Origin of the sequence: Klebsiella sp. KP20-425-1, from assembly GCF_025813515.1 — a bacterium.
Taxonomy (GTDB): domain Bacteria; phylum Pseudomonadota; class Gammaproteobacteria; order Enterobacterales; family Enterobacteriaceae; genus Klebsiella; species Klebsiella pneumoniae.
The window spans coordinates 58,953-77,875 of the sequence record NZ_CP109614.1 but is presented as its reverse complement, the minus strand read 5'-3'; the positions used below and the strand labels follow the sequence as shown (position 1 = coordinate 77,875).

General features: G+C 62.0%; 18 protein-coding genes. 11 read left to right on the top strand and 7 right to left on the bottom strand.

The features are described 5' to 3' along the window. The first annotated feature begins 15 nt into the window (after positions 1-15). Entirely contained in the window at positions 16-987 is a 972-nt protein-coding gene (locus tag OHJ17_RS00385; RefSeq protein ID WP_072196958.1) for a LysR family transcriptional regulator, read from the top strand. Here the strand turns inward: OHJ17_RS00385 and OHJ17_RS00380 are convergent. Beyond that, positions 984-2,477 carry an MDR family MFS transporter gene (locus OHJ17_RS00380; RefSeq protein ID WP_004145022.1) on the bottom strand — a complete coding sequence of 498 codons (1,494 nt, stop codon included), beginning with the start codon at positions 2,475-2,477 and terminating at the stop codon, positions 984-986. The two genes, OHJ17_RS00385 and OHJ17_RS00380, sit on opposite strands and share 4 nt — an antisense overlap. Before the next feature lie 80 nt (positions 2,478-2,557). Here OHJ17_RS00380 and OHJ17_RS00375 point away from each other — a divergent pair, with 80 nt between their 5' ends. After that, complete coding sequence (locus tag OHJ17_RS00375; RefSeq protein WP_032433702.1) at positions 2,558-3,205, top strand: TetR/AcrR family transcriptional regulator; 648 nt, start codon at positions 2,558-2,560, stop codon at positions 3,203-3,205. 629 nt (positions 3,206-3,834) lie between these two features. Here the strand turns inward: OHJ17_RS00375 and OHJ17_RS00370 are convergent. Continuing rightward, on the bottom strand, positions 3,835-4,251 hold the full coding sequence (locus OHJ17_RS00370) for a GNAT family N-acetyltransferase (protein WP_004181565.1): 417 nt from the start codon (positions 4,249-4,251) through the stop codon (positions 3,835-3,837). On the opposite strand from OHJ17_RS00370, the gene OHJ17_RS00365 reads away from it, so the two are divergent. Then, positions 4,226-4,342 carry a hypothetical protein gene (locus tag OHJ17_RS00365; protein ID WP_014343452.1) on the top strand — a complete coding sequence of 39 codons (117 nt, stop codon included), beginning with the start codon at positions 4,226-4,228 and terminating at the stop codon, positions 4,340-4,342. The two genes, OHJ17_RS00370 and OHJ17_RS00365, sit on opposite strands and share 26 nt — an antisense overlap. Here OHJ17_RS00365 and OHJ17_RS00360 read toward each other — a convergent pair. Beyond that, complete coding sequence (locus OHJ17_RS00360; RefSeq protein ID WP_004150240.1) at positions 4,302-4,424, bottom strand: hypothetical protein; 123 nt, start codon at positions 4,422-4,424, stop codon at positions 4,302-4,304. The genes OHJ17_RS00365 and OHJ17_RS00360 overlap by 41 nt on opposite strands. 206 nt (positions 4,425-4,630) lie before the next feature. On the opposite strand from OHJ17_RS00360, the gene eefA reads away from it, so the two are divergent. The 8 genes from eefA to OHJ17_RS00320 all read left to right on the top strand — a co-directional run bounded on the left by eefA (position 4,631) and on the right by OHJ17_RS00320 (position 15,413). Next, positions 4,631-5,755 (top strand): multidrug efflux RND transporter periplasmic adaptor subunit EefA, encoded by a 1,125-nt coding sequence (gene eefA / locus OHJ17_RS00355; protein WP_009485155.1) that lies wholly within the window; start codon positions 4,631-4,633, stop codon positions 5,753-5,755. Further along, positions 5,755-8,862 carry a multidrug efflux RND transporter permease subunit EefB gene (gene eefB, locus OHJ17_RS00350; RefSeq protein ID WP_020316808.1) on the top strand — a complete coding sequence of 1,036 codons (3,108 nt, stop codon included), beginning with the start codon at positions 5,755-5,757 and terminating at the stop codon, positions 8,860-8,862. The genes eefA and eefB overlap by 1 nt, the downstream gene beginning before the upstream one ends. A 3-nt stretch (positions 8,863-8,865) precedes the next feature. Further along, a complete protein-coding gene (eefC, locus tag OHJ17_RS00345) occupies positions 8,866-10,230 on the top strand; it encodes a multidrug efflux RND transporter outer membrane subunit EefC (RefSeq protein WP_004186228.1) in 1,365 nt (454 codons plus the stop codon). 45 nt (positions 10,231-10,275) lie between these two features. Next, positions 10,276-11,439 carry a multidrug effflux MFS transporter gene (locus OHJ17_RS00340; RefSeq protein WP_002923107.1) on the top strand — a complete coding sequence of 388 codons (1,164 nt, stop codon included), beginning with the start codon at positions 10,276-10,278 and terminating at the stop codon, positions 11,437-11,439. Positions 11,440-11,601: 162 nt separating this feature from the next. Further along, positions 11,602-12,504, top strand: a complete 903-nt coding sequence (gene murQ / locus OHJ17_RS00335; RefSeq protein ID WP_002923109.1) for an N-acetylmuramic acid 6-phosphate etherase — start codon at positions 11,602-11,604, stop codon at positions 12,502-12,504. A gap of 24 nt (positions 12,505-12,528) precedes the next feature. Continuing rightward, entirely contained in the window at positions 12,529-13,962 is a 1,434-nt protein-coding gene (gene murP, locus OHJ17_RS00330; protein ID WP_032433703.1) for a PTS N-acetylmuramic acid transporter subunit IIBC, read from the top strand. 151 nt (positions 13,963-14,113) lie between these two features. Next, positions 14,114-15,016 (top strand): DMT family transporter, encoded by a 903-nt coding sequence (locus OHJ17_RS00325; RefSeq protein ID WP_002923118.1) that lies wholly within the window; start codon positions 14,114-14,116, stop codon positions 15,014-15,016. Positions 15,017-15,122: 106 nt separating this feature from the next. Beyond that, complete coding sequence (locus tag OHJ17_RS00320; protein ID WP_002923120.1) at positions 15,123-15,413, top strand: YicS family protein; 291 nt, start codon at positions 15,123-15,125, stop codon at positions 15,411-15,413. Between the two features lie 3 nt (positions 15,414-15,416). Here OHJ17_RS00320 and OHJ17_RS00315 read toward each other — a convergent pair whose 3' ends face one another. The 4 genes from OHJ17_RS00315 to galB are packed head-to-tail and all read right to left on the bottom strand — an operon-like array spanning position 15,417 to position 18,819. Further along, a complete protein-coding gene (locus tag OHJ17_RS00315; protein ID WP_032433704.1) occupies positions 15,417-16,280 on the bottom strand; it encodes an NAD(P)-dependent oxidoreductase in 864 nt (287 codons plus the stop codon). 2 nt (positions 16,281-16,282) lie between these two features. Next, on the bottom strand, positions 16,283-17,368 hold the full coding sequence (locus OHJ17_RS00310) for a 4-oxalomesaconate tautomerase (protein WP_032433285.1): 1,086 nt from the start codon (positions 17,366-17,368) through the stop codon (positions 16,283-16,285). Then, positions 17,369-18,082, bottom strand: coding sequence for a 4-carboxy-4-hydroxy-2-oxoadipate aldolase/oxaloacetate decarboxylase (locus tag OHJ17_RS00305; RefSeq protein ID WP_002923144.1), 714 nt, complete (start codon positions 18,080-18,082; stop codon positions 17,369-17,371). Continuing rightward, positions 18,079-18,819 (bottom strand): 4-oxalmesaconate hydratase, encoded by a 741-nt coding sequence (galB, locus tag OHJ17_RS00300; RefSeq protein WP_002923146.1) that lies wholly within the window; start codon positions 18,817-18,819, stop codon positions 18,079-18,081. Before galB ends, OHJ17_RS00305 begins: the two co-directional genes overlap by 4 nt. Between the last annotated feature and the right edge of the window lie 104 nt (positions 18,820-18,923).

The window sequence follows — 18,923 nt, the reverse complement described above, 5'->3', positions numbered from 1 at the left end:
ATCATGGACTGTACTGTGAAGAATGATAATACGGGTAAAGTGGCAATCATCTTTCCGCAAAACGGGAGAATAATGGATCGATTAAACGCGATGGCGCTGCTGGTGAAAGTGACCGAGCTGGGGAGCATGTCGGCGGCAGCGCGGGCGCTGAATATGCCGTTGACCACCGTCAGCCGCCATATTGGCGAACTGGAGAGCGCGCTGGGCGTACGCCTGCTGGCGCGAACCACCCGCAAACTGACGCTCACCGACGCCGGGGTCGATTATGTCGCCGCCGCGCGGCGGATCCTTGAGGAGGTGGAAAACGCCGAACGCCAGGCGACGGGCGAATATCAGGAACCGAAGGGCGAGCTGGTGATCTCCGCGCCGACGATGTTTGGACGCCAGCACGTTCTTCCGGTAATCAGTGAATTTATCGCCCGCTACCCGCTAATTCGCGTCCGTTTGCTGCTCAGCGATCGTAATGCCGACCTGGTGAGCGACCATGTCGATCTGGCGGTGCGGATTGGCGACCTGGCGGACAGCAGCATGGTGGCCACCCGCCTTGGCACCATGCGGATTGTGGCCTGCGCCCATCCGGCGCTGCTGGCGAAATACGGCGAGCCGCAGCGGCCGCGCGATCTGGCGGCGCTGCCGATCATCCGCATTGAATCGCCGATGCCCTATCGCGGCTGGCGCTTTCGCGCCGCTGAGCGCGAGGACCAGCTGATTAACCTGCCGCCGGTGCTATCCGTCACCACGCCAGAGAGCGCCGCCGATGCCGCACGGCTGGGGGTGGGGGTGGCCCGCTTACTGCATTATCAGGCGCTGGATGGCCTGCGCCACGGGGAGCTCCGTCTGCTGCTGGAAAACGTCGAGCCGGATCCGGCGCCGGTCCATTTGCTGTATACCGCTCGGGATCTGGCGCCGCTTAAGCTGCGCAAATTTATCGATTTTGCCGCACCGGCGCTGCGTCAGGCACTGCTGCACATCGCCGGGGCCGCTTAATGCGTCGCGGTCTTCAGCGGCGCCTCCTTTAACAGCCATGAGAGGACAAACGCCACCGCCATAATGCCGGCCGCCATCAGAAACGCCGCGTGGATCGCCGCGCCGAAGGCGTCGAGGTAGTCGAGGCGGATATCCGCGGGCAGGTGCTGGACCGCCACCGGATTCATTCCCGGCGGCAGCACCGCGCCTTCCGGCAGCAGTTGTTGCAGGTTGCTCTGCAGCACGTGCGTGAACACCGCGCCAAACAGCGCCACGCCGATGGAGCCGCCAATCGAGCGGAACAGGGTCACGCCGGAGGTGGCGACGCCGTACATCTGCGCCGGCATCGCATTCTGCACCGCCAGGACCAGCACCTGCATCACCAGCCCCAGACCCGCTCCCAGCACGCCGGTAAACAGGTACAGCTGCCACAGCGGCGAGTGAATGGTAATGCGGGTCAGCAGTACCATGCCGGTCACGCCGAGCAGGGTGCCGAGGATCGGAAACAGGCGATATTTACCGGTACGGCTGATAATCCGCCCGCTGATAATCGAGGTCAGCAGCAGGCCGCCCATCAGCGGGATTAACTGTAACCCGGCCTCGGTGGGCGTCGCCTCCTTCACCACCTGCAGATAGAGCGGCAGGAAGGTGACTGACCCGAACAGCGACATGCCGATGACGAAGCCGATCAGGCTGCACAGCAGGAAGCTGCGGTTGCGGAACAGCGCCAGCGGAATAATCGGCTCGGCGGCCATCCGTTCTTCGTAAATAAAGCCGATGATCCCCACGATGCCGAAGGCCAGAATGCACCACAGCTGCGGGTCATTCCACGCATGGACGCTGCCCCCTTCCGAGGTAAACAGGATGATGCACAGCAGCGCCATGCTGAGATAAATCGCCCCCAGCCAGTCAATCTGATGCTGGCTGCGTTTATTGCTGCTGTGGAATACCGCGCCGATCACCAGCAGCGCGAACAGGCCGAGCGGCAGGTTGATATAGAAGATCCAGCGCCAGGAGGCGTGCTGCACCAGAAAACCGCCGATCAGCGGGCCGATCACCGTCGCCAGGCCGAAAACGCCGCCGAACAGCCCCTGATAGCGGCCGCGGTTGGCGGGCGGGATGACGTCGGCGACCGCCGCCATGCTGATCACCATCAGGCCGCCGCCGCCGAGCCCCTGCAGGCCGCGCATCAGCACCAGTTGGGTCATATTCTGCGCCAGCCCGCAGAGCGCGGAGCCGACGAGAAACAGCCCAATCGCCACCTGCAGCACGATTTTGCGGCCGAACAGATCGCCAAATTTACCGTACAGCGGCACCGCGATGGTGGAGCTGAGGATATAGGCGGTGACCACCCAGGAAAGCTTGTCCAGCCCGCCCAGTTCGCCGACAATCGTCGGCAGCGCGGTGGAGACAATGGTCTGATCCAGCGCTGAAAGCAGCATCACCAGCAGCAATGCGCTGAACAGCAGGCGTATCGACTGCACCGGTGGGTTAGCGACTTGAGAAGTCATTACAACGCTCTCTTGAAATTAATTAAATGCATAATTAATATTTAGTGAAAGAATGAGTCGGGTCAAGAGATCGCCATATCATGACAGCACAAAAGGATCAGGATGCTCCCCGCCGCCCGGGTCGGCCGCGCGGTAAAAAACCGGGTACCGCCAACCGCGAACAGTTGATGGACATCGCCCTGACGCTGTTTGCCCGCGACGGGGCGGGCCGCGTATCGTTGAACGCCATCGCCAAAGAGGCCGGGGTGACGCCGGCGATGCTGCATTACTACTTCAGCTCGCGGGATGCGCTGGTGACTCAGCTGATTGAGGAGCGCTTTATGCCGCTGCGCAATCACATCAGCCGCATCTTTGTCGATCATCCGCAGGATCCGGTGCTGGCGCTGACGATGATGGTCGAGACGCTGGCGCATATGGCGGAGAAAAACGCCTGGTTTGCGCCGCTGTGGATGCAGGAGATCATCGGCGAGATGCCGATCCTGCGTCAGCATATGGATGCCCGCTTCGGCGAGGAGCGTTTTCAGGTGATGCTGGAGACGGTGCGTCGCTGGCAGCTGGAGGGCAAGATCAATCCGGCGCTGTCGCCGGAGCTGCTGTTTACCACGGTGATTAGCCTGGTGCTGGTGCCATTTTCACGCATTCACAGCGATCCGCGTTTACAGGCGGTCAACCGCCAGACCATCGTCAGCCACGCGCTGGCGTTGATGGGCCACGGCGTCGGGGGTTAAGCGCAGCCGCCGCCCGGCAAATGCTTTTGTAGCCCGGATAAGGCGCCACGCGCCGCCATCCGGGATTTTCCCTGCTCGCGCTACGCTTAGCAGGGCTACAACTTCTATGTTAATTCCCGGCAGATTGCGCTCCCGATATTTCTTCTGCGCTATGTCTCTTATGGCGCAGGGAGCGCACAGGGGGCGGCCAGTCGCCGCCGCCCCCTGTACCCCCGGGCTCCGGCCAGCAAAATCGCCGCTACGCGGTCCCTTCGACTTATCCCTGCAGGCTTCGGGTCGGGCCGAGGCAGCGTCCGTGCAAAACACGGCCCTCAGCCCGCATCCATGCGGGCTGCCCCGGCCTTCCGGGAACGTCTCAGCGATTTTGAGGCCGCCAGCACCGGCAGTTTCAGTCGCGCAAGTGGGTATATCAACAACTGGTCGCACGACCCCCAGGACGGGTAAGGCAACAGCCGCCACCCGGCAAGAATACAGGTGCCGTGCCTGATATCCTGCCCGGCGGCGCTGCGCTTGCCGGTCCTGGGTGGGGCGAAACTACGGGAGGACTGTGTAGGCCGGATAAGGCATTTATGCCGCCATCCGGCACAACCACAGGTACGGTACCTGACCGCCCGGGGATACCAGGATCGTTACAGCGCCTTCGACAAATAGTGGCGCTGCATGCCTGCGTGCGGGAAGTCGGGCAGCGACATCTGCAGCTGATAGCCTAATTTCTGATAAAACGGCAGCGCCTGGAAGCTAAAGGTATCCACCAGCAGATGGCTGCAGCCTTGCGCCTGCGCCTGCTGTTCCGCCTCCTGCATCAGCTCGCTCCCCAGCCCGCGCCCGCGCGTCGCCTCGCTAACCCACAGATACTCAATGCACAGCCAGTTGCCCTTGCGTTTGGCAATCAGCCCGCCCTGCATCACCCCTTGCGCATCGCGCGAGTAAATCCCCAGATCGCCAAACTGCGCCGCATCGAGATACTGCTGATTATACTGCCGTAGACCGGCAAACAATTCTTGTTGATCGTCGGGATTAATGCTTTTTGTAATGATTAGTGTCATTAACTATCTCCAGTATCGCGCTGCCGAATGGTTATTTTCCCTCTCCACTTTCACAAAATATTCTTATTTTCTCCATGATTATTTGCCTTAATTTTTTGCGTTCTAAAAGTAAGCAAAAAAACCTTTCCATTATCGCGACGGATCGTATAATGGGGAAAAATGAGAATGATCATTCTCACCACAAAACCAGAGGAGATGCGCTTTTCACCTCCTGAAGACCGAAGAGGTTGGCTTCAGCGGAGACACAATAACAATCACGTTCAGGAACATCTGTGTTCCTTTTTTGTCATTTTCGCTCACCCGAAAATGCCTCAGCGCCCAACCTATTCCCTCGTTTTTAAATAAACGGGGCGGACGTCTTATATCTTGAGAAAATATAATGAAATACATCATAGCTCCCATCGCGACAGCATTATTTCTCCTTAGCGGATGCGATAATGCGCAGACATCTGCTCCGCAGCAACCCACGCCGGAAGTGGGCGTGGTCACCCTGCAAAGCCAGCCGGTGCCGGTAGTCAGCCAGCTCACCGGCCGCACCACCGCCTCGCTCAGCGCCGAAGTTCGCCCGCAGGTGGGTGGCATCATCCAGAAACGCCTGTTTACCGAAGGCGATATGGTGAAGGCCGGGCAGGCCCTTTACCAGATCGATCCCTCCAGCTATCGCGCGACCTGGAACGAAGCGGCGGCGGCGCTGAAACAGGCCCAGGCGCTGGTGGTCTCCGATTGCCAGAAGGCCCAGCGCTACGCGTCGCTGATCAGGGATAACGGCGTTTCCCGCCAGGATGCTGACGACGCCGCCTCCACCTGCGCCCAGGACAAGGCCAGCGTGGAATCGAAGAAAGCGGCGCTGGAGAGCGCGCGCATTAACCTGAACTGGACCACCATCACCGCGCCGATTGCCGGGCGCATCGGCATCTCGTCGGTTACGCCGGGGGCGCTGGTCTCCGCCGATCAGGATACCGCGCTGGCGACGATCCGCGGGCTCGACACCATGTATGTCGATCTGACGCGATCCAGCGTCGATCTCCTGCGTTTACGCAAGCAAAGCCTGGCCAGCAACAGCGACACCCTCAGCGTGACGTTAACCCTGGAAGATGGCAGTACCTATCCCGAAAAAGGGCGTCTGGCGCTCACCGAAGTCGCCGTCGATGAATCTACCGGCTCGGTAACCCTGCGCGCTATCTTCCCCAACCCGCAGCACGTCCTGCTACCGGGGATGTTCGTCCGCGCGCGCATCGATGAAGGCATCATGAACGACGCGATCCTCGCCCCGCAGCAGGGGATCACCCGCGATGCCAAAGGCGACGCCACGGCGCTGGTGGTCGATGCCGCCAACAAAGTTGAGCAGCGTACCGTGGAAACCGGCGACACCTACGGCGATAAATGGCTGGTGCTGAGCGGCCTGAAAGCGGGCGACAAGCTGATTGTCGAAGGCACCGGTAAAGTGGCCCCCGGACAGACAGTGAAGGCCGTCGCCGTCAACAATAACGGAGGCAACGCCTGATGTTCTCCCGTTTCTTCGTGCGTCGCCCGGTCTTTGCCTGGGTGATCGCCATTCTGATTATGCTCGCCGGGGTGCTGGCGATCCGCACCCTGCCGGTAGGCCAGTATCCGGACGTCGCCCCGCCGGCGGTGAAAATCTCCGCCACCTATACCGGGGCGTCCGCCGAAACCCTGGAGAACAGCGTCACCCAGGTGATCGAGCAGCAGCTCACCGGCCTCGACCATCTGCTCTACTTCAGCTCCACCAGCAGCTCCGACGGCTCGGTCAGCATCACCGTCACCTTTGAGCAGGGGACCGACCCGGACACCGCCCAGGTGCAGGTGCAAAACAAAGTGCAGCAGGCGGAATCGCGGCTGCCGAGCGAAGTCCAGCAGTCCGGCGTAACGGTGGAAAAATCGCAGAGCAGCTTTCTGCTGATCCTTGCGGTGTATGACAAAACCAACCGCGCCACCAGCTCCGATATCTCCGACTGGCTGGTCAGCAATATGCAGGACCCGCTGGCGCGCGTGGAGGGCGTCGGCAGCCTGCAGGTATTCGGCGCCGAATACGCGATGCGCGTCTGGATGGACCCGACCAAACTCGCCTCCTACTCGCTGATGCCTTCCGACGTCCAGTCGGCGATTGAGGCGCAGAACGTGCAGGTTTCCGCCGGTAAAATCGGCGCGCTACCGTCGTCCAATGCCCAGCAATTAACCGCCACCGTGCGCGCGCAGTCCCGGCTGCAAACCCCTGACCAGTTCAAAGCGATCATCGTGAAAAGCCAGGCCGACGGCTCGGTGGTGCGCCTGAGCGATGTCGCGCGGGTGGAAATGGGTAGCGAGGATTACACCGCCACCGCCAATCTGAACGGCCACCCGGCCGCCGGGATCGCGGTGATGATGGCCCCCGGCGCCAACGCGCTGGACACCGCGACGCTGGTGAAAAGCAAAATCGCCGAATTCCAGCGTCAGATGCCGCAGGGTTACGATATTGCCTATCCGAAGGACAGCACCGAGTTCATCAAAATCTCGGTCGAGGACGTGATTCAGACCCTGTTCGAAGCGATTATCCTCGTCGTCTGCGTGATGTATCTGTTCCTGCAGAACTTCCGCGCGACGCTCATTCCGGCGGTGGCGGTGCCGGTGGTGCTGCTTGGCACCTTCGGGGTGCTGGCCCTGTTCGGCTACTCGATTAACACCCTGACGCTGTTCGCCATGGTGCTGGCGATCGGCCTGCTGGTGGATGACGCCATCGTGGTGGTGGAGAACGTCGAGCGCATTATGCGCGACGAAGGGCTCCCCGCTCGCGAAGCCACCGAAAAATCGATGGGCGAAATCTCCGGCGCGCTGGTGGCGATTGCCCTGGTGCTGTCGGCGGTGTTCCTGCCGATGGCCTTCTTCGGCGGTTCGACCGGGGTCATCTATCGCCAGTTCTCGGTAACCATTATCTCGGCGATGATGCTGTCGGTGGTGGTAGCGCTGACCCTCACCCCGGCGCTGTGCGGCGCGCTGCTCAGCCACTCCAAACCGCACACCAAAGGGTTCTTCGGCGCCTTTAACCGCCTGTGGGGACGTACGGAGGAGGGCTACCAGCGCCGGGTGCTCGGCGGCCTGCGCCGGGGCGCAGTGATGATGGGCGCTTACGCGCTGATTTGCGGGGCGATGGCGCTGGCGATGTGGAAGCTGCCGGGCAGCTTCCTGCCGGTGGAGGACCAGGGGGAGATCATGGTCCAGTACACCCTGCCCGCCGGGGCGACGGCGGTGCGTACCGCCGAGGTGCGCCGCCAGGTGACCGACTGGTTCCTCACCAAAGAGAAAGCCAATACCGATGTCATTTTCACCGTCGACGGCTTCAGCTTTAGCGGCAGCGGGCAGAACGCCGGGATGGCCTTCGTGTCGCTGAAAAACTGGTCGCAACGCAAAGGGGACGACAATACCGCCCAGGCCATCGCCCTGCGCGCCACCAAAGAGCTGGGGACGATCCGCGACGCCACCCTCTTCGCCATGACCCCGCCGTCGGTAGACGGTCTCGGACAGAGCAACGGCTTCACCTTCGAGCTGATGGCCAGCGGCGGTACCGACCGCGACAGCCTGATGAAGCTGCGCAGCCAGCTGCTGGCGGCGGCCAACCAGAGCAGCGAGCTGCAGTCGGTGCGCGCTAACGATCTGCCGCAGATGCCGCAGCTGCAGGTGGATATCGATAACAACAAAGCCGTCTCGCTGGGGCTGTCGCTGAGCGACGTGACCGATACGCTCTCCAGCGCCTGGGGCGGTACCTACGTGAATGACTTTATCGATCGCGGCCGGGTGAAGAAGGTCTATATCCAGGGCGAAAGCGACGCGCGCGCGGTGCCGTCGGACCTTGGCAAATGGTTCGTTCGCGGCAGCGATAACAGCATGACGCCGTTCTCCGCCTTCGCCACCACCCACTGGCAATACGGCCCGGAAAGCCTGGTGCGCTACAACGGCTCCGCCGCCTTTGAGATCCAGGGCGAAAACGCCGCCGGCTTCAGCTCCGGCGCGGCGATGGACAAGATGGAAAAGCTGGCCGACAGCCTGCCGGCGGGCTCCACCTGGGCGTGGAGCGGCATTTCGCTGCAGGAAAAGCTGGCCAGCGGCCAGGCGATGAGCCTCTACGCCATCTCGATTCTGGTGGTATTCCTGTGCCTGGCGGCGCTGTATGAGAGCTGGTCGGTGCCGTTCTCGGTGATCATGGTCATCCCGCTCGGCCTGCTTGGCGCGGCGCTGGCGGCGACGCTGCGCGGCTTAAGCAACGACGTCTACTTCCAGGTGGCGCTGCTGACCACCATCGGCCTGTCGTCGAAAAACGCCATCCTGATCGTGGAGTTCGCTGAATCCGCCGTGGATGAGGGGTATTCGCTCTCCCGGGCGGCGATCCGCGCCGCGCAGACTCGCCTGCGCCCGATTGTCATGACCTCGCTGGCGTTTATCGCCGGGGTGCTGCCGCTGGCCATCGCCACCGGCGCCGGAGCCAACAGCCGCGTGGCGATCGGCACCGGGATTATCGGCGGCACCCTGACGGCCACCCTGCTGGCGGTGTTCTTCGTACCGCTGTTCTTCGTGCTGGTGAAACGTCTCTTCACCCGCCAACGTCCTTCTCAGGAGTAAGGTATGTTTCGTTTAAGTTTTATGTTTATCGCGCTCCTGACCGCGGGCTGCGTCTCGCTTGACCCGCATTATGATCGCCCGGCCGCGCCGGTGCCGGCCACCCTGCCCGGGGCGCACGGCGAATCGACGGCGGTGGTCGGCGACTGGCAGAAAGTGGTCAATGACGCGCGGCTGAAAAAAGTGGTCAGCATCGCGCTTAACAGCAACCGCGATGTGCAAAAGGCGCTGGCCGATATCGAGGCCGCGCGCGCCCAGTATGGCGAAACGCGGGCATCGCTGTTTCCCACCGTTGATGCCGAACTGAGCCACACCCGCAGCAAAACGGTGGCCAGCGGCCTGAGCTCCGCTTCACAGGCCGACGGCGCGGTCTCCAGCTTCGAACTGGACTTGTTCGGCAAGAACCAGAGCCTGTCGCGCGCGGCGCGCGAAACCTGGCTTGCCAGCGAATTCACCGCGCAGAATACCCGGCTGACGATGATTGCCGATTTGACCACCGCCTGGGTGACGCTGGCGACGGATAACAGCAATCTGGCGCTGGCGCAGCAGACCATGGATAGCGCGGCAAACTCGCGCAACATCGTCGCCCGCCAGATGGCGGTTGGCACCGCCTCCGCGGGTGATTTAAGCTCGGCGGAAAGCGTCTATCAGCAGGCGCGCGCCAGCGTCGCCAGCTATCGTACGCTGGTGGCGCAGGATAAAAACGCCATTAACCTGCTGGCGGGGGAAACCGTGCCGGAGAGCCTACTGCCCGGCACTCTCGAGAGTCTCGGGGATAACAGCATCGCGCTGGTGCCGGCGGGCGTGTCGTCGTCGGTGCTGCTGCGTCGGCCGGACATTCAGGAAGCGGAGCACAATCTGAAGAGCGCCAATGCCGATATCGGCGCGGCGCGGGCGAACTTCTTCCCGTCGATTTCCCTGACCGCCAGCGCCGGGGTCGGCAGCGACTCGCTGTCGTCGCTGTTCAGCCACGGGATGCAGGTGTGGTCGTTCGCCCCCTCCATCAGCCTGCCGCTGTTCACCGGCGGCAGCAACCTGGCGCAGCTGCGCTATGCGGAAGCGGAGAAAAAGGGGCTGATCGCCACCTACGAGAAATCGATTCAGAGCGCGTTTAAGGACGTTGCCGATGCGCTGGCGCGCCGGGAAACGCTGAGCGAAGAGCTTGATGCTCAGCGGCAGTATGTCGCCGCCGAGCAGACATCGCTGGATATCGCCATGAAGAGCTATCAGGCCGGGGTCGGCGATTATCTGTCGGTGCTCACCGCTCAGCGCACGCTGTGGTCGGCGAAAACGACGCTGCTGTCCCTGCAGCAGACCGACCTCAATAACCGGATCACCCTCTGGCAGTCGCTGGGCGGCGGCGCCAGTTAAACTTACCCGCCGGGCGACCGAGCCCGGCCTCTACAAGGAATCGTTATGGCACGTGTTTCCCTCTCCTGGGCGCTGATCCTCGGCCTGCTGTCGGGTATCGGCCCGCTGTGCACGGATTTTTATCTGCCGGCGCTGCCGGAGATCACTCAGCAGCTGCAGGCCACCAGCACTCAGACCCAGCTGTCGCTGACCGCCGCGCTGATTGGTCTCGGCCTGGGTCAGCTGTTTTTCGGCCCGCTGAGCGACCGCATTGGCCGCCTGAAACCGCTGGCGCTGTCTCTGCTGCTGTTTATCTTCTCTTCGGCAATGTGCGCCCTGACCCGCGATATCAACATGCTGATTGTCTGGCGCTTTTTACAAGGCTTCGCCGGCGCCGGCGGCTCGGTGCTGTCGCGATCCATCGCCCGCGATAAATACCAGGGCACCCTGCTGACCCAGTTTTTCGCCCTGCTGATGACCGTGAACGGCATTGCGCCGGTGCTGTCCCCGGTGCTGGGCGGCTACGTTATCACCGCCTTCGACTGGCGAATTCTCTTCTGGACGATGGCCGCCATTGGCGGCGTGCTGCTGGTGATGAGCCTGGCGATCCTGCGGGAAACGCGCCCGGCCACAGCGGCGCATGCCAGCCGCCAACGGCCCGGCCAGCCGGTGCTGAAAAATCGCCGCTTTCTGCGCTTCTGCCTGATCCAGGCCTTTATGATGGCCGGGCTGTTCTCCTACATCGGCTCTTCTTCCTTCGTGATGCAGAGCGAATACGGCATGAGCGCCATGCAGTTCAGTCTGCTGTTCGGTCTGAACGGTATCGGGCTGATCATCGCCGCGATGATCTTTTCCCGTCTGGCGCGCCGCTTTAGCGCCGAAAGCCTGCTGCGCGGCGGCCTGACGCTGGCCGTGAGCTGTGCGGCGATCATGCTGCTGTTTGCCTGGCTGCATCTGCCGGTGCTGGCGCTGGTCGGCCTGTTCTTTACCGTGTCGCTGATGAGCGGCATCAGCACCGTCGCCGGCGCGGAGGCGATGAGCGCCGTCGACGCCGCGCAGTCCGGGACCGCGTCCGCGCTGATGGGCACCCTGATGTTTGTCTTCGGCGGCATCGCCGCGCCGCTGGCGGGTCTCGGCGGCGAAACAATGCTGAAAATGAGCCTCGCGATGGCCATCTGCTACCTGCTGGCGCTGCTGCTGGGCCTCAGCAAACCGCGCGACGCACGCTAATCTCCTGCTGCGGTAATAAAATATTCCAGATTTATTACCGCACTATTTCCCGCCATATCTACCATTCTCGTATTATTCTCCACGTACTAATCGTGATACTCTTCACAGGCAAGGAATAAATAATTCCTTATACTGCGCGCCACTGAGAATAACGAGGTTTCTATGAGTATCGACCTGAGCAAACTGCTGACCGAGCGACGTAACGCCAACAGCGCCAACATTGACACCCTCTCCACCCTCGAGATGCTGACGGTGATAAACCAGGAAGACCAGCAGGTAGCCCAGGCGATAACGCCCTATCTGCCGCAGATTGCCGAGGTGGTGGATAAGGTCGCGGCAGCGCTGCAGGCCGGTGGCCGCTTGATTTACATTGGCGCGGGTACCTCAGGGCGTCTGGGGATCCTCGATGCCAGCGAATGCCCACCGACCTTCGGCACCCGCCCGGAGCAGGTGGTGGGGATCATCGCCGGCGGACATAAAGCGATTCTCAGCGCCGTGGAAAATGTGGAAGACAACAAAGCGCAGGGGGCGATGGATCTGCAGAACCTGAACTTCAGCAACCGCGATGTGCTGGTGGGACTGGCGGCCAGCGGACGCACGCCGTACGTCATTGGCGCCATGGAATACGCCCATAGTCAGAATGCCTTTGTCGCCATCGTCAGCTGTAACCCGCATGGCGAAATGGCCCAGCTGGCGGACGTGGCGATCACCCCGGTGGTCGGCCCGGAAGTGGTCACTGGCTCTACCCGTCTGAAAGCCGGTACCGCGCAGAAGCTGGTGCTGAACATGATCTCCACCGGGGCGATGATCCGCGTCGGCAAGGTGTACAGCAACCTGATGGTCGACGTCGAAGCGACCAACGCCAAGCTGATTGAGCGCCAGGTCTCTATCGTGATGGAGGCTACCGACTGCGATCGCGCCACCGCCCAGAAGGCGCTGGAGGCCTGCGGCCGCCACTGTAAAACGGCGATCGTGATGGTGCTGGCGGACTTAAGCGCCGCAGAGGCGCAGTCGCTGCTGGCGAAAAACAACGGCTATATCCGCAAGGCGCTCAGCAACACCTGAGCGCCGACAGACAGGTAACGGGCAATGGCAAAAATAACGAAAGAGATGATAGCGCGGATCCTCGCCCACGTGGGCGGCGCCGCAAACGTCGCGCAGGCGGGCAACTGCATGACGCGCCTGCGCTTGACCCTGCGCGATGAAAGTCTGGCCGACAGCGCCGCCATCCGCCAGATTGACGGCGTGATGGGGGTGATCGTCAGCGACGAGCAGTTCCAGGTGGTGCTCGGCCCCGGCAAGGCGCAAACCGCCGCCGAAATGATGAACGGCCTGCTGGAGGCAGCGCCCGCCGCCGCGCCGACGCTGGCCGACGTCGCGGCGGAGAAAAAGCAGGCGCTGAAGGGCAAGCAGACCAGCGCGGTGCAGAAGTTTCTCGCCAAATTCGCCACCATCTTTACGCCGCTGATCCCCGGCTTTATCGCCGTCGGGCTGCTGCTGGGCTTCGCCACCCTGGCGGAACAGGTTTTCGTGCTGGAGAACGCCCATCCGAACGCCAGCCTGGTGGCGCTGATTGGCTATATGAAGGTCTTCAGCAAAGGGATGTTCACCTTTCTGAGTATCCTGATTGGCTATAACGCGCAGAAGGCGTTCGGCGGCTCCGGCGTGAACGGCGCGATTATCGCCTCGCTGTTCGTGCTGGGCTACAACCCGGAGGCAACCAGCGGCTTCTACGCCGGCATTTCCACCTTCTTCGGCCATGGCATCGATCCGCGCGGCAATATCATCGGCGTACTGATCGCCGCTATCCTTGGCGCGTGGGTTGAACGCCAGGTGCGGCGGGTGATGCCGGCCAACCTCGATATGATCCTCACTTCGGCGGTGACGCTGCTGATCATGGGCGCGGTGACCTTTACGGTGATCATGCCGGTTGGCGGCTGGTTGTTTACCGGCATGTCATGGCTGTTCCTGCATCTTAACGGCAACCCGTTTGGCTCGGCGGTGCTGGCCGGCCTGTTCCTGCTGGCGGTGATGTTTGGCGTCCATCAGGGGTTTGTCCCGGTCTATTTTGCGCTGGTGGACGCCCAGGGCTTTAACTCGCTGTTCCCGATCCTGGCGATGGCCGGGGCCGGGCAGGTGGGGGCGGCGCTGGCGCTGTTCTGGCGGGCGAAGCGCGATTCGCTGCTGCGAACCCAGATTAAAGGGGCGATTATTCCGGGCTTCCTCGGGATTGGCGAGCCGCTGATCTACGGCGTCACCCTGCCGCGGATGAAGCCGTTTGTCACCGCCTGCCTCGGCGGCGCCTGCGGCGGGTTCTTCGTCGGACTGATCGCCTGGCTGGGGCTGCCGGTCGGCCTGAACACGGTGTTCGGCCCGTCCGGTCTGGTGGCGCTGCCGCTGATGACCTCCGGCAGCGGAATTTACGCCGGGATGGCGGTCTACGCCGGCGGGCTGGCGGTCTCCTACCTGTGCGGTTTTGTCCTCACCTGGCTGTTCGGCAGTAAAAATGTCGATTTAAGCTAGAACGCGACTATCGGTTAATGCCCGGCGGCGGCTTCGCCTTACCGGGCCTGCAAAATAGTTACGCCGCCGCGCCCGACTACCATTTCCTGCCCCGCCGCCCGGGCGCGCGCATGCTATGATTCCCCTTTGTCATATTTCGCTTGAGGAAAAGATGGGCTCCAGCAAAAAAGGGATGCTGAACGTACTGATTGCCGCCGTGCTGTGGGGCAGTTCCGGGGTGTGTGCGCAATTTATTATGCAGGAAAGCCAGATGTCGTCGCCGTTTCTGACCATGACGCGTCTGCTGTTCGCCGGGCTGATCCTGCTGATGCTCGGCTTTGTTCACGGCGACCGCATTTTCCGCGTGCTGCAAAACCGCCGCGACGCCCTAAGCCTGCTGTTTTTCTCGCTGTTTGGCGCGCTAACCGTGCAGTTCACCTTTCTGATGACCATTGAAAAATCCAATGCCGCCACGGCCACGGTGCTGCAGTTTCTGTCGCCGACGATCATCGTCGCCTGGTTCGCCCTCGCCCGCAAAGCGCGTCCCACTCCGCTGGTGCTGGGGGCTATCTGCACCTCGCTGGCGGGCACCTTTCTGCTGGTGACCCACGGCAACCCAACGACGCTGTCGATTTCGCCGGCGGCGCTGTTCTGGGGGATCGCCTCGGCGTTTGCCGCCGCGTTTTATACCACCTATCCTTCAACGCTAATTGCCCGCTACGGGACGCTGCCCATCGTCGGCTGGAGCATGCTGTTCGGCGGCGCGATGCTATTGCCGTTTTACGGCGGCCAGGGCACCGATTTTGTGGTGAACGGTAGCCTGCTGTTAGCCTTTTTCTACCTGGTGGTGATCGGTACTTCGCTGACCTTCAGCCTCTATCTCAACGGCGCGCAGAAAATTGGCGGCGCGAAGGCCGGGATCCTCAGCTGCGCCGAACCGCTGAGCAGCGCCCTGCTGTCGCTCCTGCTGCTGGGGATCACCTTCACGCTGCCGGACTGGCTGGGCACTCTGCTGATCCTCGCGTCGGTGGTGCTGATCGCCATCGACTCGCGGCGGCGGGTGAGAGCCGCCTGAGCAGGCGATAAAAATTGCATTTTCAATAAGTTAAACTGACCACTATTTGCGTGTTTTCGCGCCTGCGCATATAGTTGACGGAAGCGATTACGGAAGGAGAAGCCTGATGAAAGCATGTTGGATGGTATGCCTGGTCACCGCCCTGAGCGCCACGTCGGCGTGGGCCGAATCACCGCTGCAAAGCCTGCAGTTCGAGCAGCAAAAACAGCAGGTGCTCAAAGCGGTGAAGGAAAAATGCGCGCCAGCAAGCCACCTCAGCGACAACGATTTTGCCAATAAAGTGCTGGCGACCGACGGTAACAAGAACGCGGTCCGCGAAGCAACGCTGGCGAAGGAGCGCAATAACCAGAAAAGCTACCAGGCCGCAATCGACAAAATCGTCTGTCCGGCCAAATAGCGGTTATTTCAGCCTCGCGACCAGCGTTTTCCAGTCAAACGGCATCAGCTGCCTGTAGCTCAGGCTACGGGCGGCCATCTGCTCCGGCAGCTGGCGCTGGCTTTTCGCGATCGCCTCGCTCATTATCCCGGCGCTCCCCACGTCACGCAGGGTTTTCACCACCTCTTCCATCTCTTCGCTGCGCCGAATGCCATGTTCCGCCACCCGGCTGATCAGATAGTCGGGGAACGCGCCTGTCCAGCCCAGAGAGGGGAAACTATGATGCAAGGAGCTAAGCACCTCCTCCTCAACGCCGTATTCACGAGCCGCGAACAGGCATTCTGTGGTAAGCGCTTCAAGACCTTTGATCATCACGCTACGGCACATTTTTATCGCCGACACCTGGCCCACCGTACTGGCGCCATAGCGGGCATTCAGCCCCAGCCCCTGCAGACGCGGCGCGATCGCCTCCGCCTGCGGCCCGCCGATCAATAACGGTGTCTGCAATCGGGCCGGCGGCACCGGCGCCATCACCGCGACATCAATGTAGGCGCCCGGCAGAAAATGTTCAGCCGCCTGCCGTTTCGTCTCCGGCGCCACGGAGTTGAGATCGAGGAAATATTGTCCCGGCTGCAGCAGCGCGGCCGCCTGCTGCGCCACCTTTAGCGCCTCACCGGCGGTCACAGTAGAAAAAACCAGCGTGGCCCCCTCCAGCGCCTGCGCCAGCGAATTTCCCACCTGAACGCGCGAATCACGGGCTTTCCTGAGCATTGCCTCTCGCTCCGGGCCATTGAGCTTGCAATCCCAAATGGTCACCGCATGCTCACGGGCCAGATCCGCCGCCAGAATGCCACCCACCTCGCCAAAACCAATAAACGCGATTGTCATCATCACTCCTCACGCGGCCAGACGCGGGCCGGAATAAAAACCTCGCCAGCAAACAGCAGTCGCGCCGTGCGTAACAGGCCGCAGCCAGCCAGGGCGCCGTCAGCATCAAGCTGAAGCGTCACGCTAAATTCGCCTGTCGGATGCTCGACGCTGAGCAGCGGCGTATCGCCTGGCGCTACCTGCGCCAGGCCCTGCGCGACAGAGCCGGGGAGCAGACAAGCGCTGGCCACGCTCACCGCGCCAAATACGCCGATCGACGCGTGGCAGCGGTGGGGGATAAAGGTGCGGCTGCTGATGGCGCCGCCGTGTCGCGGCTCGGCGATCAGGGTCATCTTGGGCACCGTGCGCTGGCTGACGTCGCCAAGCTGCATCAGCGGCCCGGCCTGCAGGCGAATCGACTCCAGGCGACGTTTAAGCGCGTCGTCATTATCCAGCTGTTCGCGCGTCTCATAGCCGGTGCAACCGAGGTCGCACGCGCGCAGCAGGATCACCGGCATTCCGTTATCGATGCAGGTCACCTCGACGCCGTCAAAACGGTCACGAACCCGGCCGGTCGGCAGCAGCGCCCCGCAGCTGGAGCCGGCGACATCAAGAAAATGGAGCAGGATCGGGCTGGCGCTGCCCGGCACGCCATCAATACGACTCTCGCCGGCGTAGTCGACCCCGTCGGCATCGCAGGGGATCTCTGCCACCGCCAGTTGCCCCGTGTTCTCCATATAAATACGCACCCGAGTGAGCGGCGCATCGTGGCGAACCAGACCACGCTCGATGGCGAAAGGGCCAACGGCGGCAAGAATATTGCCGCAGTTTTGGCCGTAATCCACGGTGGCCGCCGCCACGTTCACCTGGGCAAACAGATAGTCCACATCGGCGTCAGGCCGTGCGGAGCGGCGGATAATCGCCACTTTGCTGGTCAGCGGATCGGCGCCGCCGATCCCGTCAATTTGCCGGGGATCAGGCGAGCCCATCACCGCCAGCAGCACCGCATCACGTCGCACCGGATCGGCAGGCAGATCGTCGGCCAGAAAACAGGCCGCTTTAGAGGTGCCGCCGCGCATCCATAGACAGGGGATTCCGCGTTGCGCCATTTATTCCTCCACCTCGTCTGCGCGGTCGTAATACCGCAGGCCCTTTTCCGCCAGACGCGGACGCATAGCGTAAATATCCAGCCCCAGCTCGCCATTGCGCATCCGCTCACGCTTCGCAAGCTCATTGCTCATGCGGGCTTCCGCTTTATGGAGCACATCACGGACCCGGGCGTGAGGCAGCACCACGACGCCATCGTCGTCGGCCACTACGACATCGCCCGGCTGTACAAGCTGACCTGCGCATATCACCGGGACGTTAACCGAACCAAGGCTCTCTTTCACCGTCCCCTGGGCATAAACCTGACGGGACCAGACGGCGAATCCCATTTCCCGCAACGTTTGCGAATCACGAATGCCGATATCGCCCACCAGCCCGACCACGCCGCGCGATTGGAGAGACGTCGCCAGTAGATCGCCGAAGAAGCCATCGCCGCACGGCGAGGTCGGGGCCACCACCAGAATATCGCCGGCGCGGCACTGCTCGACCGCCACATGAAACATCCAGTTGTCGCCAGGCGTCACCAGCACGGTTACCGCGTTGCCCGCCCGGCTGACGCCCTGCTGAATCGGACGGATTGCCGGCCCCATCAGCCCCTGACGATCCCAGGCTTCATGGAGCGTCGCCACCCCGGCCGCCTCACAGCGGCGCAAAACCGCCTCGTCATGACGCGGCAGATGGCGGATCACAAGGCCTTTTTTATTTATCAGGTTCATGCCAGGTTCTCCGTTACGCGGGGGAAGATGCTCTGGAAGGCTTCGCCGTGAACGATATCGCGCGCGGCCGTGATGCCGATATTGCGCTTGGCCTGCACCCCGCGCTGCAGCGCCACGCGGGTGTAGTATTCCCACAGATGCTCCTGACCCTGCATGCACTGAATGGCCTGATACTTTTTCTCCCAGACGGCGGTGATGTCCAGTAACACATCGGGTTTCCAGTTGCACTGCTCCGGCTGGTGCGGTTCGAAACAGTAAACCGGGGGAGCAGCGACAATTTTCTCACCGGGGCGATAGCCCTCTGCCTGGGCGATAATCCGTGCTTCCTGCGCCAGATGGGAGGCCAGCGGATGATCGTAGTTATAGGGATCGTGCAGGGAGTGCGTCAGGACAAAGTGGGGCTGGATACGGCGATACACATCCGCCAGACGAAATAGCGTCTCTTTATCGGCGCGCAGCGGATAGTCACCGATATCAAAGAATTCGACGCTGGCGCCCAGGATCGCGGCGGCGGCCTGCGCCTCTTCGCGACGCACCTGCTTCACCGCCTCCTCGGTCATGTTGCCTTTACGCCACAGTTTGGCGGACTCGCCGCGCTCGCCAAAGGATAAACAGACCACATGGACCTGATAGCCCTGCAGGGCATGCAGCGCTATCGCACCGCCCGCGCGCCAGACGAAATCGGCCGAGTGGGCGCTGACGACAAGGGCACTTTTTTCGCTAACCGGATGAGACATGATGGCTTCCTCTGTTGTTTTTTTCAGCTTGTCATGTCCCGTCGTGGGGAGGTAATTCGTTAACTTGCGAAGGCTATGATTTTTATTTATGTTGTCGTCTCACT